The following is a 23,674-nucleotide window of genomic DNA, read 5'->3' on the forward strand; positions in this document are numbered from 1 at the left end:
ACCTATGAGTCCTCCATTTGTACTTCTTTTTCACCAATAATTCGAACCTCTGGTTCAAGAGTAACACCAGAATTTTCTTTAACTCTATGAATAACATCAGCAATTAGATCTTCGTAATTTTTAGCTGAACCGTTGGCGACATTGACCATAAAACCGGCATGTTTTGTGCTGACTTCAACACCACCAATGCGATGTCCCATCAATTGAGCTTCCATAATCAACTGACCTGCAAAATGTCCTAAGGGACGCTTGAAGACTGAACCACAAGAAGGATGCTCTAAAGGTTGTTTAAGTGCTCGTAAATGATTTAAACGCTGCATTTCCTGACTGATAATAGTATAATCCCCTGGTTTTAAAGAAAACTTGGCTGAAACAACAACTTCCTGATTATCTTGTAAAACAGAATGACGATAACCAAAGCGCATATCTCGCGCTTCAATTGTTTTAATCTCACCATCTCTAGTTAAAACCTGAGCTGAGATCAAAATATGAGAGATTTCACCACCGTAAGCACCAGCATTCATAAAAACAGCACCACCAATACTTCCCGGAATGCCACAAGCAAATTCAAAGCCAGTCAAGCTATGATATTGAGCAACTTTAGTTGTTTCAATTAGATTAGAACCTGCTTCTGCTTCAATCACATAACCATCAACAGTCACAGCATTAAGTTTGTCAAACATGATGACAAAGCCACGAATCCCACCATCACGCACAATCAAATTACTGGCATTTCCTAAAACCATCCAAGGTAGGTTATTTTGATTAGCAAATTTAACAATGCGAGCGAGTTCATAACGATTACGTGGAAAGGCTAAAAAATCAGCTGGACCGCCCACTTTTGTATAGGTATATTTTTTTAGGGGTTCATTAATACGGATATCAACGCCTTCTAAACTTTTGTTCATTTCATTTAACATCATTAGCTATTTCTCTACTTTTTCATATTAAAAAATCGGTAAATTAAACCGATTTTATTATATCAAATTTTACATACTTTGACGACAAGAGAAGTTATTTTCCCATTAATTCATAATTTCCCAAACTGATAGATTTTCTACCAGATTTTAACTCCTGATTTGTCCACTTTTTCCAGCAGAACAGCTACCGTTTCCTTTAAAACCGGATGAACTAATTCACTGGCAATATCATTAAGAGGAACCAAAACAAAAGCACGATTCTGCAAATAGGGATGGGGGATTTTGAGGTTATCCTCTTTAATAATAGTATTTCCATAAAATAAGATATCAATATCAATTGTTCTGGGACCCCAATGTTCATGACGGACACGATTTAAATGTTTTTCAATTTTTTGACAAGTCTCTAGTAAATCGTATGGTGATAAATCAGTTTCGAGTTGACAAACAATATTTAAAAAATCAGCTTGATCTGTCTTTCCCCAGGCCGCTGTTTCATAGATAGGGGACACTGCCTGTAAAGTAATATGAGAGAGATGAGCCAGTTCCTCTAAAGCTCTCTGCAAATAAGTCTGCCGCTCTCCTATATTACTGCCTAGACTTAAATAAACAAGTGTCATGAGCGCTCTCGTTTCAATTCAATACCAACCCTATCATAATGACCAGCAATGGGCGGATTTTCTTTAGTAATACAAATTTTGATAGCCCTCACTGGTGAAAATTGTTCAAAAATATCTTCACAAATGACCCCTGCCAATCTTTCGATCAGAGTATATTGACTGTTTTCAATACGACTCTTAAGTACTGAAAAAACTTGACCGTAATTCACCGTGTCTTCCAATTTATCTGTTTTTGAAGCTGCCTTTAAATCAAGTGAGAGTTCTAAGTCAACCGTAAAAATCTGCCCCAAGGTCTTTTCTTCAGAAAAAACACCATGATAAGCATAAAAACGACAACCCTTTAAAATAATCTTATCCATAACACCCTCATGCTAACTGGCTGCTGACCTTTACAATGTCTTTGTTGGCAGCCACGTTATGTACTCTAACAATTTTGCAGCCCTTACTAATGGCATAGCCAGAAAGAGCCGCTGTCGCCATGTCTCGCTCTTGCGGCTTGGTATGACCGCCTAACAAACTATCAACAACACGTTTTCTAGAAATACCAAATAAAACAGGATAACCAAGCTTAGTCACCTCCGCTAAGCCTCGTAGAAGTTCCATGTTTTGTTCGACATTTTTAGCGAAACCAAAACCAGGATCAAGCCAAATATTTTCTTTTTTAACTCCTGTTTTTTGGGCTAAATCAGCACGTTCCAGCAAGAATTGGCAAACATCTTCTGTCACATTGCCATAAACTTCTTCACACTGATTGTGCATCAAAATAATAGGCGCTCCAGTTTCAGCTGCTAATTGAAACATTTGCCCATCATAAAGACCAGACCACACATCATTTAAGATGTGCGCTCCCGCAGCAAGGGCTACTCGAGCAGTCTCAGTCTTATAGGTATCAATGCTAATCAGGCAGTTAAACTTTTCGCTAATAGCTTCAACAATTGGAACAATCCGTTTAATTTCATCCTCAGCAGAAACAAATGCTGCGCCGGGACGTGTGGATTCTCCGCCGATATCAATGATAGCCGCTCCTGCTGCCAACATGGCTTCAACCTGTTTTAGAGCCTGATCGATTGTTTCGTATTGTCCGCCATCTGAAAATGAATCTGGGGTTACATTGAGAATCCCCATAATAGCTGCTTTACCAGCTACATCATATTTACCAATTTTCATGCTTGCTCCCTAGTTATGATGTATCATTGCTATAATTTCCTGACGCGTTTCTTTATCAGATTGGCAAATACCTCTAACAACTCTGGTTACAGTTTTGCTGCCAGGCTTTTTGATTCCTCTCATAGTCATGCACATGTGCTCTGCTTCAATCATAACAAGAACACCTTTAGGCTTTAAGGCTTCCTCAAGAGCATTAGCTATTTGAACTGTCAGTCGCTCCTGCAGCTGCGGGCGTTTGCTGACCACCTCAACAGCACGAGCTAATTTACTAAGTCCTGTGACGCAGCCGTCACTCGGAATATAGGCAACATGTGCTAAGCCGTGAAAAGGGACTAAATGATGCTCACACATAGAATAAAATGGGATATCCTTGACTAAAACAACGTCTTCATGTTCTTCAGAAAAAACAGCTGTAAACTGGTCTTTAGGATCCTCATTAAGACCTGCAAACATTTCCTGATACATCTTAGCAACACGCTTTGGCGTATCCAACAGTCCCTCACGATTAGGGTCTTCACCAAGTGCTTCTAACAACTGATAAACGGCTTCTTCAATCTTTTTTTGGTCTGACATTATTTTCTCATTCATTTTTCTTAATACAATCTATTATAGCCTATTTCTTCATTTTTCAAAAGAACTTTTCTGACTTGTGAAATAAAATAGAGCGATCCTGTAATGACATAAAAGTCATCTCTTTGAGCCTTGCTTAATCTTTTGAGCCAAAGCTTAAAGTTACTGACTTGTTTGTAAATCTGTGGATAATCTTTCAAAGGAAGGGCATCAGGATAAGAAAAGGTTGTCACAGTCAAATCAGTGAATTGATTTAATTGCTTTAACATGCTGTCAATTGGTTTGGTATTAATGGCTGCAAAAAGAATATGAATCTTTTTATCAGCATACTGCTCTTTTAAAAGTTCCACTAAGGCGGCAACACTTTCATTATTATGAGCACCATCAATCATAAGATTGTCTTTGATAAACTCTGTCCTTCCTATCCAGTAGTTATGAACCAGACTTTTTTGAATAACAGTATCAGTTACCTTAGGAAAATGCTCTTGCAATAAAAGGGTAGCCATAATAGCCAAAGCAGCATTAGCTCTTTGATGGTTTCCTTGCATGGCCAATCTAATATCAGAAATCTTTTTATCACCGCAAATAAAATCAAACCTCTCACCCTTATCTACAAGATAAAAAGTTTGCCCTAACTCATAAATAGGGCTCTGAGTTTCTTTGGCCTTTTGGTAAAAAACAGCTTTAACATCAGGACGTTTTTCAGCAAAAATAAAAGGGACTCCTTCTTTTAAAACACCGACCTTTTGCTGAGCAATATCAGAATAAGTCTCTCCCAAAACGGCCTGATGGTCCAGTCCAATGGAGGTACAAATAACGGCTTGCGCCTTAAAAACATTGGTTGAGTCGTAGAGTCCGCCCATTCCTGCCTCAATAATAACCAAATCAACCGGATGCACTTTCCCGAAATAAAGAAACATTAAAAGCGTGATAATTTCAAATTCTGTCGCTGCTTCCAAATCAGTCTCAAGAGGCAGACGTTCAACCACAGGTTTGGCTAATTGAACTAAATGAACAAGATCCCTTTCACTGATCATTCGACCATTAATTGAGATTCGCTCTCTAAAATCAATAATATAAGGTGAAATAAAAGTCCCAACCCGATAACCTGCTTCACTAAAAATAGTTTGTAAATCATTAACAGTGGATCCTTTACCATTAGTACCGACAACATGGATGCCGCAAATATGCCGTTGGGGATTGCCCAATTTTTCTAGCATCCAAGTCATACGTTCCAAGCCCGGTTTAATCCCAAACTTTAAACTATCCTGTATCCAAGTCAATGCTTCTTGATAATTCATTTTTTCTCCAGCTCTAAATTTCAAAAACACAGATGAGTTTAAGACAAAGCCATCATGACCGATACAATCACCACAAGCGGATATATCTTTTAGAAGATTATCTATAAAATATTCAAAGTATATTGCTAACGCAGTAGTTATCATTCATCATTTAAGTAAAGATTCTTATTAATTTTTCTCAACCCTTACACCCTTAGCATCAATACGAAGCAAATGAGTACTACCACTTAGCTCTAAAGCATCAATGTCCGCCTTGATTTGATCAGCCTTATCTTGATCCGTTAAGACAATAACCGTCGGCCCTGCACCAGAAAGGTAGCTGGCATAAGCACCGTTTCGCTTACCGATCTCCTTAATTTGTGCAAATTCCCTTACCAAGGATTGACGAAAACGTTCATGAAAGCGGTCATTCATAATAGCTTCACCCGCTGTCTTTAAATCACCAGTCAAAAGACCGGCAACAGCAACATTAGCAATTGAGCTAGCAGCCACCGCTTCCTTATATGTTAAATCTGTTGGTAAAACATCACGGCTGTCACTGGTCTTTAACTCATAATTAGGGATAAAAGCAATAAAAGAGCTTTTGGGAAAATCAGCAACAACATAATTAACTTTTTGATTGATATAACTGGAAATCACGAGGTTTCCAAATAAAGCCGGTGCCACATTGTCTGGATGTCCTTCAATTTCCGTTGCAATGTCTAACTTTTCACTGTCTGTCAAATTCAGATCTGCTAATTGATTAGCCAATTCAATACCTGCAACAATAACAGAGCTTGACGATCCTAATCCTCTTGCCAGAGGAATATCACTAACCATACGTAAGCGATGAGGTCTGAGATCTGGTGCCACTTTTAAAGCTGTTACAAGCAACAAATTATGCTCATCACTTGGAATATCACCCAAATCATGACTAATATGCCAAGAAGCAGCTTCTTCTAAAACTTCAATAGAAAGATATTTGGAAAGAGCAACGCCGACAGAGTCAAAGCCGGGTCCAATATTAGCTGATGTTGCAGGTACTGTAATTTTCATCTTATTCCCCTAATACTTTGAAAGTGTTGAGCAATTTAAAGTCTGCCACAGCTTGTAATTTCTCAGTGACATTTACTAACTGGCTTTTACTCAATGAATGCGTAATTATCACCACACGCGCTTGTTCACCATTAGCTTTTTGCTGTAAAACTTGTTCAAAAGAGATATCTTCTGAATTGAAAATTTCCGCCAAGCGCAGCATTTTACCTTTTTCATCTGCTGTATTAATAGCAAAATAATAATGACTTTTAACATCATCAGGATGCGCAATTTTTGTTTCACGGATAAATTCATTGAAGCATTTACCGACATTACCGTCTTTGATGCGACGAGCGATGCGAATCACATCAGCTACAACAGAGGTTGCTGTTGGCTTTTGACCGGCACCCGGTCCATAGTACATAGACTCACCAATACCAATTGATTCCACAAAGACTGCATTCATCACATCATTAACACTGGCAAGCGGATGAGATTTTGGAAGGAATGTAGGTGACACTTCTGCAAAAATACCAGAAGGTGTTTCCTCAACTGAACCAACCAGCTTGATAACATAACCTAGTTGCTGTGCCATAGCGACATCATCAGGAGTAATGCTTGAAATACCTTGATGCACTACTTGATCAAAATCAATTGTCATGCCAAAACCAAATTGGCTGAGAATAACAGCCTTATAAGCTGCATCAATTCCTTCAACATCATTGGTCGGATCGCTTTCGGCATAACCTAATTCCTGAGCTTTTTTGAGAGCCGCTTCATAGGTCCAGCCTTCATCGACCATTTTGGTCATCATAAAATTAGAGGTTCCGTTTAATACTCCAAGAATACGAGTGACCTTATCAGAAGTCAATGAATTGGCTAAAGTGCGTAAAATCGGAATACCACCAGCAACAGCAGCCTCATAATAAAAAGCTACACCTTTATCTTGAGCAAGTCTGATGAGTTCTTTACCATGCGTTGCAATTAAGTCTTTATTAGCTGAAACAACATGCTTACCAGCTTCAAGCGCCTTGGTGATAAAAGTCTTAGCTGGTTCAATGCGTCCCATCAATTCCACAACAATAGCAATATCGTCATCGGACAAAATATCATCAACATTCGTTACAAAGTTAAAATCATTGCCCGCTGCCAAAAGACGTTTTTTCTCATCGTCGTCTTTAACCAAAACTTTAGCAATTTCAAGTTTAGTCCCTGAAGCAGCTATAATTTTATCCTTGTTTTCCTTCAATAAAAACGGTATTCCGCTCGCTACTGTACCAAACCCAAGCAAACCAATTTTTATAGACATTTCCTTCTCCTTGTAAACACAATTTTTTTCATTATATCAAATTTTTGGCAGAATTTACAGCTAATTATCCGCTTCTTGTGCTATAATAAGCTAAGAGGATATTTTATGACTAAGAAAAAACATCAAAAGAAATCATTAACAGGCCTTAATGCCATTTTAATTTTTGCCTGTGCTTTAATATTAGGTTTTCTCCTTTTTGTAGTAACCTACCAAAAAAAGACAGCAACTAAAAATAGAACTACAACTACTACTGTAACCAGCATTGCTAAAAGCAGCCATCAGAAAAAAGAAAAAACAAACAGCAAATGGACCAAACAAGATCAGCCAGTTAAAATCCCTATTTTAATGTATCACGCTATCCATAATATGGCTCCAGAGGAAGCAGGAAATGCCAATCTCATTGTTGCTCCCGATATTTTTGAAAGTCATATTAAACGTTTGAGCGACGAGGGTTACTACTTTTTAACTCCAGAAGAAGCTTACAAAGCTCTTACTCAAAACAGTCTGCCTGCTAAAAAAGTGATTTGGCTGACTTTTGATGACAGTCTTATTGACTTTTATAATATTGCCTTCCCTATCTTAAAAAAATATAAAGCCAAGGCCACCAATAATGTTATCACCAGTTTCACTCAGGAGGGAAGAGCTGGAAACCTAACGTTAAAGCAAATGAAAGAAATGAAAAAGGAAGGAATGTCTTTCCAATCTCATACTCTAACCCATCCTGATTTATCTGCTTCAGATCAAGAAACGCAGGCTGCGGAGCTAAAGCAATCTAAGGATTATCTCGATAAAGAATTAGATCAAACCACAACAGCAATAGCTTATCCAGCGGGACGTTACAATGATACAACGCTTAATTTAGCTAATCAATATAAGTTGGGAGTGACAACTAACGAAGGCCTAGCTAGTGCTAACGATGGACTTCTCTCCTTAAATCGTATCCGCATCCTACCAGATACAAGTGCAGATGTTTTAATAAATACTATCTCTCCTGCCATTCAGTAACGACAAAAGACTAGGATTAAAAACAGTCCTAGTCTTTTGATATATATTATCCTTACCTTTGGAAACGACACTGTGACCACAGCGGCAACTGGTAGGTATTCCCATTGTCTTTATTTTTTAGACGATGGGTCTCTGATTGCTTTTCACTGTAGTTAAAGTGATAGAACTGCTTATAGTTTGATCACGAGGAGTTAGCAAGACCCAGAATCGCCAAAAAGAGTACAGTCCTTAGATTTCTAAATAGTCCGCTGGATTATTTAGTTTTCGCCTCCATTAGTTAAGGAAAGCCATAAATTCCAAACATATTTATTGAAAGAATAAATAAGTCCATATCAAAAGAGGACAAGCGAGAGATCAAGGGGCTAAACAGTTTCCAAAATATGTCGAAGCTGAACTGCACTTGGGGAAACTATCGGCAGAAAAGCCCCTTCATTCCAACGGCGAATAAAACTTGATGTTGAATGTTTAAAATACCCGCGACCGCCGCTTGCCTGCAATTCCAGCAGCAAACTATTGGCTACAATATCTACGATATCAATGCGTAACTGAAAAAGCTGCCGCGGATTTCTAATGAAGTAGGTACGATCACCTAGACCTTCAAACAAGTCACTCTTAATGGTATTGAGATCTTTCAAAACATTATCATATTCTGTTCTCAGAACTGAACGATTGCTGTTAAGATTTTGCGCAACTTCTTTTAAGGAACGCTCCGCTAAACCAAAAGCAAGACCAAATTGGTAACCTAGAAATTCCGGACGCGTCTGAGCCAAGAAGTCTTCAGCATCATCTGATAAAATCCAGTTATTATCCAAAGGAACGCGATTAAATGTGAGAGCTGCTGTGTTAGAACCCTGCAAAGAAACAAATTCTAAATCATCAGAGCGTGATAGGTGTGCTGCTGTTGATGGCACTGTCAAAATTAAAGGTTTTTTATTTTCGTCTTCAAAAGAAGCCGCAAAAATAGTAACGAAATTATCAGAACGCAAATTAGTCACCCAAGGTAATCTGCCTTTAAGGTAATACTGTCCCTCTTGCTCAATGATAGTAACATTCAATTCTTCAATTTTAGATAAGAATTTTGTCGCATTTGACAGAGCTGTCCCGGCTGCTAATTTCCCTGTTAACAAATCAGGCAGCCAAGTCTTTCTAGCATAGTCGTTACTGCTTGCAAGAATATTTTCGATAAAGGTTCGATGTCCCCATGAGATAAAGGAAGCCGTTAAAGAATGCTGCGCTAATTCTGACAAAAATCCAATAACCTCTGTTTGAGAACCACCCTTACCCCCAGATTTCTCTGGAACAGCAAGACCAAAGACACCTTCCGCTGCTACTTTTTCTAATAGTTGGTCAGCTGCTCCGCCAGACTTTTGGTCAATCTGATCAGCATGAGTATCTAACCAATCAATAAATTCTCCCGAAAAATAAGCCATAATAGCCCCCTTTTCATTTTCTATTTCACATACTGCTGTAACTCTGGGTTAATTGGTGTGTCTGCCATATTATTGGCATAATTGCAAAGCGAGGCTAAACTAACACCCAAAACCACATCAAGCGCATTCTCAGGTGTATAACCAACTTCCAAGAAATCAGCAAAAGCTTCATCTCCGACACGTCCCTTGGTGTTAATAACAGCAATAGTAAATTTTGCCAAGGTATCCAACTTAGGATCATCATCGATCGGAGTTGCATTGCGCAAGGCCTCTAATAAATCTGGTGCCATTTGAATTTGCTTAATCGAAAAGGCTGTATGACCTGCTACACAAAAAGCACAGCCATTGGTTACAGCAGCTGTAATCTGAACAACTTCGCGCTCCGTTGGTGTTAATGAATTACGACGATTAATTTCTCCTACTGTCCGATAAGTCTCAAGAGCCGTTGGGGCATTAGCCAAAAGGCCAATAAGATTAGGTATATAGCCGCCATTGTCCTTTTTAACTGTCCGCAACGTTTCTTTAACTCTCTCGGGTGCAGTTTCAATTGTATGTATAGTAAATTTAGACATAATAAACTCCTTTTTTAGTATTTCTACTATCTTATCATGCCCTACCTTTTTAGGATAATCTATATTTTTTATGGTTAGGCATAAGAAAAATTTATAGAGCTCTTGGATAAACAAAAAATTCCAATTTCAGAGAAGGTACAATTGAAACGCCAAAATATTTTTACATAATTTTATTTATGCAAAAAAATAACTATAACCAAAGAAAAAGCCCACTAAGAAAACCTTAGCGGACTTTATTGTTTGAATAGCTTTAAAACAAGACTCTCTTATTTAAGAGTAACAGTTGCTCCAGCTTCTTCAAGTTTAGCTTTAAGTTCTTCAGCTTCTGCTGCTGCAACACCTTCTTTAAGTACAGATGGTGCGTTATCAACAAGACCTTTAGCTTCTTTAAGACCTTCGCCTGTGATTTCACGAACAACTTTGATAACAGCAACTTTCTTGTCACCACCAGCAGTCAATTCGATATCAAATGAATCTTTAGCAGCTGCTTCTTCTCCACCAGCTGCACCAGCCGCAGCTACAGGAGCAGCTGCAGTTACACCAAATTCTTCTTCAATCGCTTTTACAAGATCGTTAAGCTCAAGGATTGAAGCTTCTTTAATTTCAGCAATAATGTTTTCAATGTTCAATGCCATTGTTAAATTCCTCCAAAAATAGTTTTTCTTAAATAATTTGTAGCACTATGCTACTGTTTGAAGACTTAAGCGGCGTCTTCGTCTTTGCTTTCTGCAACAGCTTTGACAGCATATGCAACGTTGCGGACTGGCGCTTGAAGTACAGACAAGAGCATAGAAAGAAGTCCTTCTCTGTTTGGAAGTGCTGCGAGAGCTTGAATTTCTTCTTTTGTAGAAACAGCACCTTCGATTGCACCGCCTTTGATTTCAAGTGCTTCAGCATCTTTAGCAAAATCGTTAATAATTTTAGCTGGTGCCACAACATCTTCATTTGAAAATGCAACAGCTGATGGTCCAGTAAAGATATCATCAAATCCTTCAAGACCAGCTTTTTCAGCAGCACGACGTAAGATTGAATTCTTGATAACTTTGAATTCAACAGCACTTTCACGCAAGTTACGACGAAGAACAGTATCTTGTTCAACAGTAAGACCACGTGAATCAACAACGACGATACTTACAGCTGCTTTCATTTTCTCAGCAACAGCATCAACTAATTCTGCTTTTTTAGCAATACTTGCTTCACTCATCAGTGTTTAACCTCCGTTTTTATTTTTGGCTGAATGCAATAAAAAATCGCACCCAAACCCAGACACGAAAGTACAATACGTTTTTTCAGTTTACGTTTTGTGCCTCGGCAGGAATATTATGAGCACGCTCCCCTGCTGTCTTAGGTCAGTTTTTCAAAACCTTTACTATCATAACATATTATTTGAACAAGTCAAGTTATTAAGGCAATTTAAGAAGAATTTTAAATTATTTTTATTATATAATACATTCTGCTTGATATATAATAATATTGGTGTTATAATATAGGCAAATAGTTGATAAAGCTTCTATATCAGTGTCTGAAAATTGTTTTCTTTACTAAACTGTTATAGTATAATCGACTATTTATAATAATTAAAAAAGAGGTAATAAATTATGGCAAATTTTAATGGACGCGATCCTTTTGGAAATATGGACGATATTTTTAATCAATTAATGGGTAATATGGGGGGATACAACTCTGAAAACCGTCGATATTTAATTAACGGTCGTGAAGTAAGTCCCGAAGAATTCGCACAATACAGACAAACAGGTAAGCTTCCTGGCAATCCAGAAATACAGCAAGCTCAAGCTGCTGCTAGAACTCCAAAAGAAGACAGTATTTTGACTAAGCTTGGTAACAATTTAACCGAAGAAGCCAGACAAGGTAACCTTGATCCTGTTATTGGACGGAATAAAGAAATTCAAGAAACTGCTGAGATCTTAGCTCGGCGGACTAAAAACAATCCTGTTCTGGTCGGTGATGCCGGTGTTGGTAAAACAGCTGTCGTTGAAGGCTTAGCACAGGCTATTGTTAACGGTGATGTCCCTGCCAGTATTAAAAATAAGGAAGTTATTTCTATTGATATTTCAGGATTAGAAGCTGGTACACAATACCGTGGTGCTTTCGAAGAAAATATTCAAAACTTGGTTAAAGAAGTCAAAGAAGCTGGCAATATCATCCTCTTCTTTGATGAAATTCATCAAATTTTAGGTGCTGGTTCAACTGGTGGTGACAGTGGTTCTAAAGGTTTGGCAGACATTATCAAACCTGCTTTATCTCGCGGTGAATTGACTGTTATCGGTGCTACTACGCAAGATGAATACCGCAATACCATTATGAAAAACGCTGCATTGGCACGTCGTTTCAACGAAGTCAAAGTAAATGCACCTTCTGCTGAGGATACTTACGAAATTTTAAAAGGTATTTCAGCTCTCTACGAACAACATCATAATGTTATTTTGCCTAAGGAAGTTTTAAAAGCTGCTGTTGACTTATCCGTACAATACATCCCGCAACGCAGTCTGCCTGATAAGGCCATTGACCTTGTTGATATGACAGCTGCTCATCTGGCTGCTCAACATCCAGCAACTGATGTTAAGACACTTGAAAAAGAAATTCAAACTGAAAAAGATAAACAACAAGCTGCTGCTGAAAAAGAAGATTATGAGGAAGCTCTTAAATCAAAAACTAAAATTGATAAACTGCAAGCACAAATTGACAATCATACTGAAGGGCAAAAGGTCACTGCTACTATCAACGATGTGGCTGAGGCAGTTGAACGTTTGACAGGTATCCCTGTTTCGCAAATGGGAAGCAGTGACATTGAACGTCTAAAAGAAATGAATTCTCGTCTCAAAGGCAAAGTTATTGGTCAAGATGAAGCTGTTGAAGCTGTTTCACGCGCTATTCGCCGTAACCGTGCTGGTTTTGATGAAGGCAACCGTCCAATCGGCAGTTTCCTTTTTGTCGGACCTACTGGTGTTGGTAAAACAGAATTGGCTAAGCAGTTAGCCTTGGATATGTTTGGTTCTAAAGACTCTATTATCCGTCTTGATATGTCAGAGTACAGTGATCGTACAGCTGTTTCCAAATTGATTGGTACTACTGCCGGTTATGTCGGCTATGATGATAACAGCAATACATTGACTGAACGTGTTCGCCGCAATCCTTATTCTATCGTTTTACTTGATGAGATTGAAAAGGCTGACTCTCAAGTCATCACTCTTCTCCTTCAAGTATTGGATGATGGTCGTTTGACAGACGGACAAGGTAATACCATTAACTTTAAGAATACCGTGATTATTGCAACTTCTAATGCTGGTTTTGGTAATGAAGCATTAACTGGTCAGGAAGATAAGGACATGAAGATCATGGATCGCATTGCCCCTTACTTCCGTCCCGAGTTTTTAAACCGTTTCAATGCAGTCATTGAATTCTCTCACTTAAGCAAAGAAGACTTGGATGAAATCGTTAATCTCATGCTATCTGAAGTGAATACCACGCTTGCTAAGAAAGGAATTGATCTTGTTGTCAGTGACAGCGCCAAGGCACATTTGATTGAAGAAGGTTATGACGAAGCAATGGGTGTTCGTCCATTACGCCGAGTTATCGAGCAAGAAATTCGTGATAAAGTAACTGACTTCTATCTTGATCATACAGATGTTAAACATCTCAAAGCTGAAATGCAAGATGACAAATTGATTATTGAAGAAGCTTAATCCTATGCAATTTGAGAGGCTAGAATGCTAATTCTAGTCTCTCTTTTTTTAAATTAATTTTTACCTTGGACAATCCGTTTAAAAATGGGATAAAGTATAGGAACAGCTACAATGGTAACAATCGAAGTTCCAAAAGTACCTGTAATTTTAGCCAAGGCTCCTACCATTGCTGGAAGTAGAGCTAAGCCACCAATGAAACTGTTAATCAGAGTATATTTAAAAAGATTGAGAATAATCTTCGTTACCGCAGCAACTAGTCCAACAGTAAAAATAGTTGCCGGTTTATCATTGGCTTTCATCGCTTTCTCATAAACTAAATGCAAAACATAGCAAACAAGCAGTGATTCTAAAATAGTTATCCAAACTTCTGCCGCATAACCGTTGAAAATATCAAAAAGTCCCAAACCAAGTGCAGCTGCTAAAGCACCAAAACCTGAACCAAAAACAAGAACAGCGATAACCACTAAGGCATTGCCCAAATGAACAAACTGCGGTCCCACCTGAATACGCAGAAATTGAACACTGACTAAAATCAAGGCTGCAAATAAACTCACTTCTATCAAACGACGTAACTCTTCTTTTTTCATTTTTTCTCCTTTAATAATAATTGATAATTCTTTATTAAATCAAGTAAATGCGGTTCATAACAAAGACCATATCTTAAATCTCTTTCTAATGCTAGGGTCGTCATCATGACTTCATTCAAAAAATCTAAAGCAAGACGACCAGATTTCTCAAGAGAAATTCCTCTAAAATAAGCGGAAGACAGGATTGCTGTTAATATATCTCCTGTACCATAAAAATGTTGTGGATAATGTTTAGCCATCAAGTAAACCACCTTGTCTTTTGTACGGTCATAAATGGCTAAACCAATCTTATCTGCTTCAAAAGTAACACCTGTTAAAACAATATAAGAAGGTCCTAAAGCTGCTAATTTTTTTAACAGTCTTTCGACTTGACTAGACTGATAATCCTTCTCTAAATAAGCTGTTTTTGTTAAAAAAGCAGCTTCAGTTAAATTGGGAATAATAACGTCAGCGTTTTGGCATAGTCGTCGCATATGATTAGCATGTCCTTGATCAAATCCCTGATAAAAACAGCCTTTATCTCCCATAATAGGATCTACAAATAAAGGCAACTGTTTCGCATTTGCAAATTCTAAGATCAGGTTTATTTGCTGACTATTCTTGAGATAGCCAGTTACCAGACCATCAAAAGCGATTCCTAAATTCTGCCACTGTTCTAAAAAGCCTGTCATACCTACTGTATAATCATCTATACGAAGCTGTTTGAAGCCACCAGTATGTGATGATAAGAGCACCGTTGGTAAAATGGCTGTTTCTACTTGGCAAGCAGCCATAAGAGGCAAACTGCTGGCTAAAGCGACCTTGCCAAGTCCCGGTAAATCATTAGCGACAAGTAAACGCGGTAACATATAAACTCCTTAATGCATTTTTCAAAACGATAAAAATATTGTAAGAAATTTAAAAATAGAGTACAATAGAAAGAAATTTAAACTGTATGGGGACAAAATGGTTAGTAAATATCATGAAATTTTTTTAAATATTATACAGCAAATCGAAGATGGTCAACTAAAACGCGGCGATAAACTGCCTTCTATTCGTCAACTGAGCCAAGATTTTCACTGCAGCAAAGATACTGTTCAAAAAGCTTTGTCAGAATTGAAATATCAAAAATATATTTATCCTATTCTCAAAAGCGGTTATTACGTTTTTGAGGATAATCATGAAGAAGAAATCCTACCTCCAATCTCTCCTTCTAATTACCACAATATTGCTTACGAAGATTTTAGAACCTGCATGAATAAGACTTTAGTTGGGCGAGAAGATTATCTCTTCAACTACTATCATCAAGAAGAAGGATTGGAAGAGCTGACGCAATCTTTACAGGCGCTTTTCGTAGACGAAGCCATTTACAGCAAAAAAGAAAATATCGTTGTCACTTCTGGCAGCCAACAAGCCCTTTACATCCTATCACAGATGACCTTTCCCAATCAAAAAGAGATTATTTTACTGGAACAGCCGACCTACCATCGCATGAACACCTTGGTTAAATCGCAAAATCTTCCCTACTTAACTATTGAGCGAGGATTTGATGGACTTGATTTTAATCGACTAGAGGAGATTTTTAAACAAGAAAAGATTAAGTTCTTTTATACTATTCCGCGTCTATCTAACCCTTTGGGTTTGTCATACAGTCACAAAGAAAAACAAACTTTGGTAGAATTAGCTCATAAATACGATGTCTACATTATTGAAGATGACTATATGGCAGATTTTGACAGAGCCAGCAATGTTTCCTTACATTACTTAGATACCAACGATAGGATTATTTATTTAAAATCATTTTCTATGTCGCTTTTTCCTGCTTTACGTTTAGGAAGTTTAATCCTTCCTAAGAAACTCTTGAAAAAATTTCTTGATTATAAAAATCTGATTGATTACGATACTAATCTTATCATGCAAAAGGCACTCTCTTTGTATATTGATAATGGTATGTTTGCTAAAAATAAGAAACGTCTCAAGCAAATGTATTATCAAAAAACATCTGAGTTAGCAAAAGAATTTTCAACTTTTACTCTCAAGCTTCCTCATCATATTTTCCAAGATTCATTAATATTACAATTACCAACTAAAGTCAACCTTGCTCTTTTAAAGTATAGACTCAATTCACCTAATTTTTTGGAAAAAAATTATATTAATACTTGCCCCTACCACTTTATTCAACTGCAAGCAGGAGAAGACCGGCAGAATTTGCTAACTATTTTCGAGTAAAAATACAGACTAGAACAACCATTCCAGCCTGTATTTTTCGATAGCTTAAAAGTACTATAGCTCTTTGGTGAGAATTTAATCTTACTTTATCTTAAAACAATCCACCCTAACCTTTAAATTCTCTGTCAATTGCTCATTCTCTCAGGCCTCTGCTTAAACTTTCAATATCATTTGGTCTCGTACGACAGCAGCCGCCCACTACTTTGGCACCGAATGTATGCCAAATTTTAGTATTTTCCAAAAGCGTATGCGATAAATCAGCAGATTGTGTCCACATTTGGTGTTGGCCATCATAGACTTCACCAGAATTAGGGTAAGTCACTAAAGGTTTATCTGTTATATCGGCAACCTTTTTCAAAAGACTGCTGTACACTGACGGTGAGCTGCAATTAATACCTAAAGCCAGAATTTGCGACGCCTTATCAATCAGTTCAGCCACTTCTTCTATGGCTGTTCCGTCAGAAATCGTAGTGCCATTTTGAGCTGTAAAACTCATGTAAGCTTCTACAGACGGAAATTCTTCCTGTAAGAGTTCAACCAAGGCCTGTGCTTCTAAGAAATTTGGAATAGTCTCAAGCGCTAATAAATCACTACCCTCATCAACTAAGATTTTAATACGTGACCTATGAAAATCTTTAAGAACTTCCTTATCAAGCTGACCATAATTCCCTGTATATTCAGAACCATCAGCTAAATAAGCCGCATAAGGGCCAACATCACCACTGATTAAGGGATAGGGGCGAACTTGTTTTTCTTTTTCACTCAGCTCCTGCCAGACTTTCTCTCTAGCATTTTTAGCTAAACTAACTGTCAAGGCTATCATTTTTTCAGCTTCTTCCTGACTTAAACCATAGTCACATAAACCTTGGTAACTAGCTTGGTAACTAGATGTAGTTACAATATCAGAACCTGAACGTAAATAAGTTTCATGAATCGTTTGAATGATACTTGGATTTTCCAAAAGGTATTTGGCCGACCATAGTTTGCCTGAAACATCATAACCCAAAAATTCCAATTCTGTTCCCAAAGCACCATGTAAAATAAGATAATCTTCTTGATTTAATAATGTTTTGAAACGTCCCATATAATCTCCTTACAATGTCTTATGCCGCCAATAATAATAAAGATAACAAAGTAGAATAAAAGGTATACCGAAATAAAGACCCGCTCTTTGTGATGCATCCCAAGCAATACCAATAATCGAAATCAACAATAGCATAATCGTAATGTAAGGCAGAATTGGAGTAAAAGGCGTTTTATAAAACAAGTCTTCTTGGGCATGACTTTTCAGCCATTCCTTACGAAAATTAATTTGTGCCATAGGAATGGACAACCAGACTACAACAACAGCAAAGCCAGCGATTGACATCAGAGCCAAATAAACGGTATCTGCCGCATAGATACTTGAAAACAAGGATAAAACAGCACCTGCCATCGATAGGAGCAAAGCTCTCATAGGAACACCGTGTTCATTGATTTTAACAACCCTCGGACTAATCATACCTTCGTTGGCCAAAGACCAAAGCATGCGGCTGGAAGCATAAAGTCCTGAATTACCAGCAGACAAAATAGCTGTCAAAATAACGAAATTCATGATATCAGCAGCAAAAGGAATGCCCATCTTATCAAAAACATCAACAAAAGGAGCACTGGATACACCTGCTTCTTTCATTGGTAAAAGCGATGCTAAGACAACAATTGTCAATACAAAGAAAATCACTAAACGACCAATTGTTGTTTTAATAGCCTTGGGAACAGCTTCTTTAGGATTGTTCGTTTCTCCCGCTGCAATCCCGATGAGCTCTGTTCCAGAAAAGGCATAATTAACTGCCAGCATGACTGACATTAATGCTGGAAGTCCCTTTGGCAGAGCTCCATGAGCTGTCAAATGACTAAAAAGAAATACTTCGTGCTTACCATGTAAAAGAAACCAAACCAAGCATGGCTCCAAAACCAAGAATAATAAAAACAAGAATAGCTAAAACCTTTATACTAGAAAAGAAGGATTCTGCTTCAGCAAAAGAACGAACACTGAGAGCATTAAGACCAAAAATAAGCAAGGCAAAAAGTGCTGCAAAGACCCAAGTGGGAACATAAGGAACCCACCGTCCCATCAACATACCTGCACCAAGAAACTCTGTCCCTAAAGCAACCGTCCAACAAATCCAATAAAGCCAAGCAATGGTAAAACCAGTTCCAGGACTGATGAATTTGGTAGCATAGGTATGAAAAGAACCTGTAACAGGCATAGCTACTGCTAATTCACCCAAAGAAAGCATCACAAGGTAAACAACAATAGCACCAACTAAATAAGAAATTACTGCTCCTAAGGGACCAGCTTGAGCAATTGTATAACCTGAACTTAAGAAAAGCCCTGTTCCAATAACACCGCCTAAGGACAACATAAAGAGATGACGACTGGTCATTTTTCGCTTAAACTGACCTTCATTTTCAAAATTGTGGTTTTCCATAAGTCCTCCTAAAGCTTAATAGCTTTATCATAACACAATTAACTCATCTTAGATAATAGCTATTTTCTATCAAGCTGTTAGTTAGAGACTATAACAAGATTCCCCGTTGAATGCACCTAATTACATGGAAATATTAGATTCAGAGGAACGTACTAATTTATCAAAAAGGCTGTAATCAAAACATTTCTACTACTTCATTTTTTCTCCATTCTAGGCAAAGATTCACAGATTTATTTTATCTAAAAAAGCAAAAAGGTATGACTCACTATGTTTATAGGAATCACACCCTTCATCTAATCAACTTTTTAACTATTTCACCTTGGGAAATTTAAAGAGACTCTAAAATGGCATCCCAAGATGTATCCAAACCTGTCCGATCAACTGACGAAAAGATGATAAAAGCATCATTGGAATCAAAATCAAGTTTCTTTTTTATAGCAGATTCCTGTTTATTCCATTTGCCACGAGGAACCTTGTCAGCCTTTGTCGCAACTAAAATAACAGGAATTTCATAGTATTTCAAAAAATCATACATCTGTACATCATCTGAACTGGGATCATGACGAAAATCAACCAAACTCACGACTGCTCGTAAATTTTCACGACTAGTTAAATACTCTTCAATCATTTTGCCCCACTTGGCGCGTTCTTTCTTTGAAACCTTGGCATACCCATAACCGGGCACATCCACAAAGCGAAGCTTATCGTCGATATTATAAAAATTCAACGATTGCGTCTTTCCGGGCTTACTAGACGTACGAGCCAGATTTTTTCGGCCTAACAGCGTATTGATAAAACTGGATTTACCAACATTTGAGCGGCCAGCTAGGGCAATTTCAGGTAAGTCATCTTGAGGGTAATGCGATTTATTGACCGCACTAAGAAGAATAGAAGCATTGTGGGTATTTAAAAATTCACTCATCACATCTCCATCTCCTTAGGAAGCTGTCTCAAGAATAGGTTTGTCGGTCCCTTCTACCGCTTTCTTAGTAATGCGAACGCAAGTGACATCCTCTTGACTCGGAATTTCAAACATCAGATCCAGCATCGTTTCTTCAATAATAGAGCGAAGACCGCGTGCGCCTGTCTTACGTTCAATCGCCTTTTGAGCAATCGCTTGAAGCGCCTCTTGATCAAACTCAAGCTCAACACCATCATAAGATAAAAGCGTCTGATATTGTTTAACTAAAGCATTTTTAGGTTCTGTCAAAATCTTAACCAAATCATCAACCGTTAATTGCTCAAGCGCAGCTAAAACTGGCAAACGACCAATAAACTCTGGAATAAGACCAAATTTTTGAATGTCTTCTGAAATAATTTCTTGCATATAAGAAGATTGATCATCAATCTTCTTATTATTTTGACCAAAGCCAATAATTTTCTCACCCAAACGCTGTTTAACGATATCTTCAATACCATCAAAAGCGCCACCAACTATGAAGAGGATGTTTTTCGTATCAATTTGAATCATTTCCTGTTGGGGATGTTTCCGACCACCTTGTGGTGGCACACTAGCTACTGTTCCTTCAATAATCTTAAGCAGAGCTTGTTGGACACCTTCACCAGATACATCACGTGTGATGGAAACATTTTCGCCTTTTTTAGCAATCTTATCAATTTCATCAACATAAATGATGCCACGCTCCGCGCGTTCAACATTATAATCAGCTGCCTGAATCAATTTAAGCAAAATGTTTTCAACATCTTCACCTACATAACCCGCTTCAGTCAAGGCTGTTGCATCAGCAATAGCAAAGGGCACATTGAGACTCTTAGCCAAAGTCTGTGCTAAGAAAGTTTTTCCAGAACCTGTCGGTCCAATCATAAGAATATTTGATTTTTGTAAGTCAACATCTTGGTCGTCTTGGCTCTCAGTAAAACTGATACGCTTATAATGATTATAGACAGCAACTGCTAAAGCACGTTTGGCACGGTCCTGACCGATAACATAACTGTCTAGTATTGCCAACAATTCTTTTGGTTTTGGAACTTCTGAAAGATCAGCCAATACCTCTTCTGCTAGTTCTTCACGGATAATTTCTTGTGATAATTCAACACATTCATTGCAAATAAAAACGCCATTACCTGCAATAATTTTTTTAACTTCATCTTGATTTTTGCCACAGAATGAACAATGCACTGTGACATCATTGGTTCTATTTCCAGCCATTTTTTCCTCTAACTTCTAATTTTCTTAAAACAGGGTTCCATAAAAAGCATGAATGGTATTTACAATATTAGTCAGAGCATTTAACAAGAAAAACACCCCTAAACCATAACGATTTTTCTTAAATGCAGGAACAGCACATAAAATACAAATCACAAATAAAAAAGCAGTAAATACACCAAAAATACTTCTTTGCATATCTTAAGCCAATCTCCTCATTCCTTTTTCTCAAGTACAGTAACAGTAAAGTCATGACTGTTATTTTCATCTTTTTCAAAAAAAGCTTGAGAAATTTCCTGAAAACTAGAAAAATCTCTTAGAGGAAAATAAGTATCTCCTTCAAACTGTCCATGAACTGATGTTTTTATTATTTTATCATAATAACTTTCAAAAGCTTTATAAATAGATGCACCACCAACAATAAATAAACTTTTGTCTTGCTGCCTGTACCAAGAAAGAGCTTCTGGGACACTGTGGACAATGCTTACACCTTCTGCCTTAAACTGTGGATCATGAGTTAAAATCAAGGTGTCACGTCCAGGTAACACACGGCGGTTCATACCATCAAAGGTAACGCGTCCCATCAATAGAGCTTGCCCCATGGTCATCTCTTTAAAATGGTTCAACTCTTTGGGTAAATGCCAAGGAAGACTGCCTTTAACTCCAATTAAGTGTCTGTCATCTTCTGCCCAAATGGCAACAATTTTCTTTTCTCGCTTATTGTTCATACTTTTCTTATTTTATCAAATTTCTAAAAAAAATGCATTGAAAAAACTCAAATGCATTTTGTCTATTGTATTTAAACTCCTTATTTAAGCTAACTGTTCTTGAGTTATTCTAAGATCACGTTCCCATTTTACCCAACCAACAATACTATTAATCATATAAATAATATACATGAGCATAACATGTGGTTCTGCACCCCACCAAAGAAAAATGCTGAGAACATTGGTCGCAATCCAAAAGAGCCATTGTTCACTGTACATGCCTGTTTGAAGAAACTGACCGCTCCAATTGGTACCATCTGTTGAACTATCCCAAAAAGGGCGATGCGAACCGATTGATCGATAAATAAAGCCAAAAACTAACCAGACAATAATTGTAATTCCAAGTGATTTCAACCAGCCTAGGGGTGTCAGTTTTCGTGATTTAACATCCTTTACTTCAACTTTCTTTTCCTGTCCTTCACGATGTCCAATCAACCAATAATAAGCACCGACAAATTGCATGACAGTGAAAAATAAGGTTGTTAAAACTTCACCATAATACATATTTTCAAAACTGAGATAAAGATAGAGCATTTCATGAATAAAACCGATGAAATAATTACTGATACGCCCCTCAGCAACAAAGATAACACATAGAATTCCTGTCAGTGCTGCCGCAAAACCAGCAATGTGCCGTGTTCCACCGATAAATTCTAAAACCAGTGTTGGAAAACTAAGAGCTAAAAGGTATAGCCACTGCGACAGGCTCCTATTTTTAACCAAATCCTCCCATAGCGCTTGTAATATCCCCCAAAAGCCTAATTTTTTACCTTCTTGCCACAGCCATTTAAAATTATCCCAGATATTGCTTGCTTTTCTAGACACCGTTTTGCTCCACCTTTTTAATTAATGTTTGAAATCATTATACAACGTTTTTTACATGTGTCAAGACATATATTGGTTTTTTATAAAAAAGAGCCATAATTATTGGCTCGTCATTTTTAAATAGCTAAATCAAATTTTAATTGTGGTTTAACCGGTTCATAATCCAATAATTCAAAATCTTCAGGTTTAATATCAAAGAAATTAGTTTTATTTGGGACATTCAATACCAAATGCGGTTGACAAACCACTGGCTCTCTCCGCAATAATTCCTCTGCTTGTTCAAATTGATTATCATAAATATGAAGATTATTGACAAAATAGAAGAATTTACCAACCTTCCAACCAAAGTGTTTGGCGATCATCATCTGCAAAGCGACATATTGCATGGCGTTGATATGGTGAGCAACCAGCATATCGTTGGAGCGCTGTGTTAAGGTAGCATCTAAATAAATTTCGCCATTCACACGACGAACATCGAACATGGTTTGAAAGGCACAAGGTAGGAGACCTTCTGTTTTTTCAAAGGCTTCATAATCCCAAAGAGAGATGACATTGCGTCGATTCCAAGGATTTTCTTCCAATTGTTTGAGAATTTTATTCATAATATCATGTTTCTTAACAATGGCACCATAACGTTCTCCGATGGTTCCTGTTTGCTTGACTTCCCAATCATTCCAATACCTAACACCGTACTTATCATTTAAGATGGCTAATTCGTTGGTCTGATCCTGATAGATCCAGAATACTTCCTTGATAGCTGACTTGATAGCAATCGGACGAAGGGTTGTGATAGGAAATTCTCCTTTTGCAAGATCATATTCTGCAAAAGCGCCTGTAATATATTTAGAATTGGCTGTCTTGCCATTTTTATATTTAGGACGAGCCTGTTCGCTCCAGACACCATCAGTTAAGATTTTTTTTATATTTTTTTTGAAAATAAAATCTGCCTTAGACATTGCTTCTCCTTCTATGATTTTAAGAAAATAATTTAAACTTCTTTTAGATATTATAGCAGAAAAAATAGGTTTCGTCTGATCTGA

Annotated in this window: 24 protein-coding genes, 1 pseudogene and 1 other annotated feature; of the genes and pseudogenes, 3 read left to right on the top strand and 22 right to left on the bottom strand. The window is 37.5% G+C overall.

What is annotated here, in order from left to right; genetic code table 11:
• Positions 1–2: 2 nt before the first annotated feature.
• The 8 genes from murB to FNL60_RS05875 form a co-directional block, all read right to left on the bottom strand.
• Positions 3–923, bottom strand: coding sequence for a UDP-N-acetylmuramate dehydrogenase (gene murB / locus FNL60_RS05840; RefSeq protein WP_002262836.1), 921 nt, complete (start codon positions 921–923; stop codon positions 3–5).
• A 134-nt stretch (positions 924–1,057) separates the two neighbouring features.
• Positions 1,058–1,537 carry a 2-amino-4-hydroxy-6-hydroxymethyldihydropteridine diphosphokinase gene (gene folK, locus FNL60_RS05845; protein WP_002267978.1) on the bottom strand — a complete coding sequence of 160 codons (480 nt, stop codon included), beginning with the start codon at positions 1,535–1,537 and terminating at the stop codon, positions 1,058–1,060.
• Entirely contained in the window at positions 1,534–1,896 is a 363-nt protein-coding gene (folB, locus tag FNL60_RS05850; RefSeq protein WP_002262834.1) for a dihydroneopterin aldolase, read from the bottom strand. The genes folK and folB overlap by 4 nt, the downstream gene beginning before the upstream one ends.
• Before the next feature lie 7 nt (positions 1,897–1,903).
• Complete coding sequence (gene folP, locus FNL60_RS05855; protein WP_002262833.1) at positions 1,904–2,704, bottom strand: dihydropteroate synthase; 801 nt, start codon at positions 2,702–2,704, stop codon at positions 1,904–1,906.
• Positions 2,705–2,713: 9 nt separating this feature from the next.
• Entirely contained in the window at positions 2,714–3,277 is a 564-nt protein-coding gene (gene folE, locus FNL60_RS05860; protein WP_002262832.1) for a GTP cyclohydrolase I FolE, read from the bottom strand.
• Positions 3,278–3,297: 20 nt separating this feature from the next.
• On the bottom strand, positions 3,298–4,575 hold the full coding sequence (locus tag FNL60_RS05865; protein WP_002262831.1) for a bifunctional folylpolyglutamate synthase/dihydrofolate synthase: 1,278 nt from the start codon (positions 4,573–4,575) through the stop codon (positions 3,298–3,300).
• 168 nt (positions 4,576–4,743) lie between these two features.
• Positions 4,744–5,610 carry a homoserine kinase gene (gene thrB, locus FNL60_RS05870; protein WP_002264309.1) on the bottom strand — a complete coding sequence of 289 codons (867 nt, stop codon included), beginning with the start codon at positions 5,608–5,610 and terminating at the stop codon, positions 4,744–4,746.
• 1 nt (position 5,611) lies between these two features.
• On the bottom strand, positions 5,612–6,898 hold the full coding sequence (locus FNL60_RS05875) for a homoserine dehydrogenase (protein WP_002269948.1): 1,287 nt from the start codon (positions 6,896–6,898) through the stop codon (positions 5,612–5,614).
• Positions 6,899–7,003: 105 nt separating this feature from the next.
• On the opposite strand from FNL60_RS05875, the gene FNL60_RS05880 reads away from it, so the two are divergent.
• Positions 7,004–7,903 carry a polysaccharide deacetylase family protein gene (locus tag FNL60_RS05880; protein WP_002266478.1) on the top strand — a complete coding sequence of 300 codons (900 nt, stop codon included), beginning with the start codon at positions 7,004–7,006 and terminating at the stop codon, positions 7,901–7,903.
• A 362-nt stretch (positions 7,904–8,265) separates the two neighbouring features.
• Here the strand turns inward: FNL60_RS05880 and FNL60_RS05885 are convergent, their stop codons facing one another.
• The 4 genes from FNL60_RS05885 to rplJ form a co-directional block, all read right to left on the bottom strand.
• Entirely contained in the window at positions 8,266–9,333 is a 1,068-nt protein-coding gene (locus FNL60_RS05885; RefSeq protein ID WP_002262827.1) for an acyl-CoA dehydrogenase family protein, read from the bottom strand.
• Between the two features lie 20 nt (positions 9,334–9,353).
• Positions 9,354–9,905 carry a carboxymuconolactone decarboxylase family protein gene (locus FNL60_RS05890; protein WP_002262826.1) on the bottom strand — a complete coding sequence of 184 codons (552 nt, stop codon included), beginning with the start codon at positions 9,903–9,905 and terminating at the stop codon, positions 9,354–9,356.
• Positions 9,906–10,171: 266 nt separating this feature from the next.
• Positions 10,172–10,540, bottom strand: coding sequence for a 50S ribosomal protein L7/L12 (rplL, locus tag FNL60_RS05895; RefSeq protein ID WP_002262825.1), 369 nt, complete (start codon positions 10,538–10,540; stop codon positions 10,172–10,174).
• A gap of 65 nt (positions 10,541–10,605) precedes the next feature.
• Positions 10,606–11,109, bottom strand: a complete 504-nt coding sequence (gene rplJ, locus FNL60_RS05900; RefSeq protein WP_002262824.1) for a 50S ribosomal protein L10 — start codon at positions 11,107–11,109, stop codon at positions 10,606–10,608.
• 31 nt (positions 11,110–11,140) lie between these two features.
• Positions 11,141–11,272, bottom strand: a sequence feature (ribosomal protein L10 leader region).
• A 231-nt stretch (positions 11,273–11,503) separates the two neighbouring features.
• On the opposite strand from rplJ, the gene FNL60_RS05910 reads away from it, so the two are divergent.
• Positions 11,504–13,609 carry an AAA family ATPase gene (locus FNL60_RS05910; protein ID WP_002262823.1) on the top strand — a complete coding sequence of 702 codons (2,106 nt, stop codon included), beginning with the start codon at positions 11,504–11,506 and terminating at the stop codon, positions 13,607–13,609.
• 53 nt (positions 13,610–13,662) lie between these two features.
• Here the strand turns inward: FNL60_RS05910 and FNL60_RS05915 are convergent, their stop codons facing one another.
• Together FNL60_RS05915 and FNL60_RS05920 are read right to left on the bottom strand one after the other, a co-directional pair.
• A complete protein-coding gene (locus FNL60_RS05915) occupies positions 13,663–14,196 on the bottom strand; it encodes an ECF transporter S component (RefSeq protein WP_002262822.1) in 534 nt (177 codons plus the stop codon).
• On the bottom strand, positions 14,193–15,044 hold the full coding sequence (locus FNL60_RS05920) for a pyridoxamine kinase (protein WP_002268767.1): 852 nt from the start codon (positions 15,042–15,044) through the stop codon (positions 14,193–14,195). The genes FNL60_RS05915 and FNL60_RS05920 overlap by 4 nt, the downstream gene beginning before the upstream one ends.
• Positions 15,045–15,141: 97 nt before the next feature.
• Between FNL60_RS05920 and FNL60_RS05925 the strand changes: the two genes are divergently transcribed.
• Positions 15,142–16,404, top strand: a complete 1,263-nt coding sequence (locus tag FNL60_RS05925; RefSeq protein ID WP_002280024.1) for an aminotransferase-like domain-containing protein — start codon at positions 15,142–15,144, stop codon at positions 16,402–16,404.
• Positions 16,405–16,537: 133 nt separating this feature from the next.
• Here the strand turns inward: FNL60_RS05925 and mmuM are convergent, their stop codons facing one another.
• The 8 genes and pseudogenes from mmuM to FNL60_RS05965 all read right to left on the bottom strand — a co-directional run bounded on the left by mmuM (position 16,538) and on the right by FNL60_RS05965 (position 23,590).
• Positions 16,538–17,488, bottom strand: coding sequence for a homocysteine S-methyltransferase (gene mmuM, locus FNL60_RS05930; protein ID WP_002264316.1), 951 nt, complete (start codon positions 17,486–17,488; stop codon positions 16,538–16,540).
• Positions 17,489–17,497: 9 nt separating this feature from the next.
• Positions 17,498–18,875: pseudogene (locus FNL60_RS05935) on the bottom strand (amino acid permease).
• Between the two features lie 328 nt (positions 18,876–19,203).
• A complete protein-coding gene (gene yihA, locus FNL60_RS05940; protein ID WP_002262817.1) occupies positions 19,204–19,797 on the bottom strand; it encodes a ribosome biogenesis GTP-binding protein YihA/YsxC in 594 nt (197 codons plus the stop codon).
• Positions 19,798–19,812: 15 nt separating this feature from the next.
• The gene (gene clpX / locus FNL60_RS05945) at positions 19,813–21,045 is read right to left on the bottom strand and encodes an ATP-dependent Clp protease ATP-binding subunit ClpX (protein WP_002262816.1); all 1,233 of its coding nucleotides are present in this window, start codon (positions 21,043–21,045) and stop codon (positions 19,813–19,815) included.
• Between the two features lie 24 nt (positions 21,046–21,069).
• Positions 21,070–21,240 (bottom strand): hypothetical protein, encoded by a 171-nt coding sequence (locus FNL60_RS05950; RefSeq protein ID WP_002262815.1) that lies wholly within the window; start codon positions 21,238–21,240, stop codon positions 21,070–21,072.
• Positions 21,241–21,257: 17 nt separating this feature from the next.
• Complete coding sequence (locus FNL60_RS05955) at positions 21,258–21,770, bottom strand: dihydrofolate reductase (protein WP_002262814.1); 513 nt, start codon at positions 21,768–21,770, stop codon at positions 21,258–21,260.
• Positions 21,771–21,854: 84 nt separating this feature from the next.
• A complete protein-coding gene (gene pnuC / locus FNL60_RS05960; protein WP_002266473.1) occupies positions 21,855–22,634 on the bottom strand; it encodes a nicotinamide riboside transporter PnuC in 780 nt (259 codons plus the stop codon).
• A gap of 116 nt (positions 22,635–22,750) precedes the next feature.
• Positions 22,751–23,590: a thymidylate synthase gene (locus tag FNL60_RS05965; RefSeq protein WP_002264319.1), complete on the bottom strand. Its 840-nt coding sequence runs from the start codon at positions 23,588–23,590 to the stop codon at positions 22,751–22,753.
• Between the last annotated feature and the right edge of the window lie 84 nt (positions 23,591–23,674).

This window comes from Streptococcus mutans (assembly GCF_006739205.1).
Classification (GTDB): domain Bacteria; phylum Bacillota; class Bacilli; order Lactobacillales; family Streptococcaceae; genus Streptococcus; species Streptococcus mutans.

What these genes read in the sequence shown, in the direction of transcription:
- murB (WP_002262836.1), bottom strand. Translation starts at nt 923, where the DNA reads ATGATGTTAAATGAAATGAACAAAAGTTTAGAAGGCGTTGATATCCGT.
- folK (WP_002267978.1), bottom strand. Translation starts at nt 1,537, where the DNA reads ATGACACTTGTTTATTTAAGTCTAGGCAGTAATATAGGAGAGCGGCAG.
- folB (WP_002262834.1), bottom strand. Translation starts at nt 1,896, where the DNA reads ATGGATAAGATTATTTTAAAGGGTTGTCGTTTTTATGCTTATCATGGT.
- folP (WP_002262833.1), bottom strand. Translation starts at nt 2,704, where the DNA reads ATGAAAATTGGTAAATATGATGTAGCTGGTAAAGCAGCTATTATGGGG.
- folE (WP_002262832.1), bottom strand. Translation starts at nt 3,277, where the DNA reads ATGTCAGACCAAAAAAAGATTGAAGAAGCCGTTTATCAGTTGTTAGAA.
- FNL60_RS05865 (WP_002262831.1), bottom strand. Translation starts at nt 4,575, where the DNA reads ATGAATTATCAAGAAGCATTGACTTGGATACAGGATAGTTTAAAGTTT.
- thrB (WP_002264309.1), bottom strand. Translation starts at nt 5,610, where the DNA reads ATGAAAATTACAGTACCTGCAACATCAGCTAATATTGGACCCGGCTTT.
- FNL60_RS05875 (WP_002269948.1), bottom strand. Translation starts at nt 6,898, where the DNA reads ATGTCTATAAAAATTGGTTTGCTTGGGTTTGGTACAGTAGCGAGCGGA.
- FNL60_RS05880 (WP_002266478.1), top strand. Translation starts at nt 7,004, where the DNA reads ATGACTAAGAAAAAACATCAAAAGAAATCATTAACAGGCCTTAATGCC.
- FNL60_RS05885 (WP_002262827.1), bottom strand. Translation starts at nt 9,333, where the DNA reads ATGGCTTATTTTTCGGGAGAATTTATTGATTGGTTAGATACTCATGCT.
- FNL60_RS05890 (WP_002262826.1), bottom strand. Translation starts at nt 9,905, where the DNA reads ATGTCTAAATTTACTATACATACAATTGAAACTGCACCCGAGAGAGTT.
- rplL (WP_002262825.1), bottom strand. Translation starts at nt 10,540, where the DNA reads ATGGCATTGAACATTGAAAACATTATTGCTGAAATTAAAGAAGCTTCA.
- rplJ (WP_002262824.1), bottom strand. Translation starts at nt 11,109, where the DNA reads ATGAGTGAAGCAAGTATTGCTAAAAAAGCAGAATTAGTTGATGCTGTT.
- FNL60_RS05910 (WP_002262823.1), top strand. Translation starts at nt 11,504, where the DNA reads ATGGCAAATTTTAATGGACGCGATCCTTTTGGAAATATGGACGATATT.
- FNL60_RS05915 (WP_002262822.1), bottom strand. Translation starts at nt 14,196, where the DNA reads ATGAAAAAAGAAGAGTTACGTCGTTTGATAGAAGTGAGTTTATTTGCA.
- FNL60_RS05920 (WP_002268767.1), bottom strand. Translation starts at nt 15,044, where the DNA reads ATGTTACCGCGTTTACTTGTCGCTAATGATTTACCGGGACTTGGCAAG.
- FNL60_RS05925 (WP_002280024.1), top strand. Translation starts at nt 15,142, where the DNA reads ATGGTTAGTAAATATCATGAAATTTTTTTAAATATTATACAGCAAATC.
- mmuM (WP_002264316.1), bottom strand. Translation starts at nt 17,488, where the DNA reads ATGGGACGTTTCAAAACATTATTAAATCAAGAAGATTATCTTATTTTA.
- yihA (WP_002262817.1), bottom strand. Translation starts at nt 19,797, where the DNA reads ATGAGTGAATTTTTAAATACCCACAATGCTTCTATTCTTCTTAGTGCG.
- clpX (WP_002262816.1), bottom strand. Translation starts at nt 21,045, where the DNA reads ATGGCTGGAAATAGAACCAATGATGTCACAGTGCATTGTTCATTCTGT.
- FNL60_RS05950 (WP_002262815.1), bottom strand. Translation starts at nt 21,240, where the DNA reads ATGCAAAGAAGTATTTTTGGTGTATTTACTGCTTTTTTATTTGTGATT.
- FNL60_RS05955 (WP_002262814.1), bottom strand. Translation starts at nt 21,770, where the DNA reads ATGAACAATAAGCGAGAAAAGAAAATTGTTGCCATTTGGGCAGAAGAT.
- FNL60_RS05965 (WP_002264319.1), bottom strand. Translation starts at nt 23,590, where the DNA reads ATGTCTAAGGCAGATTTTATTTTCAAAAAAAATATAAAAAAAATCTTA.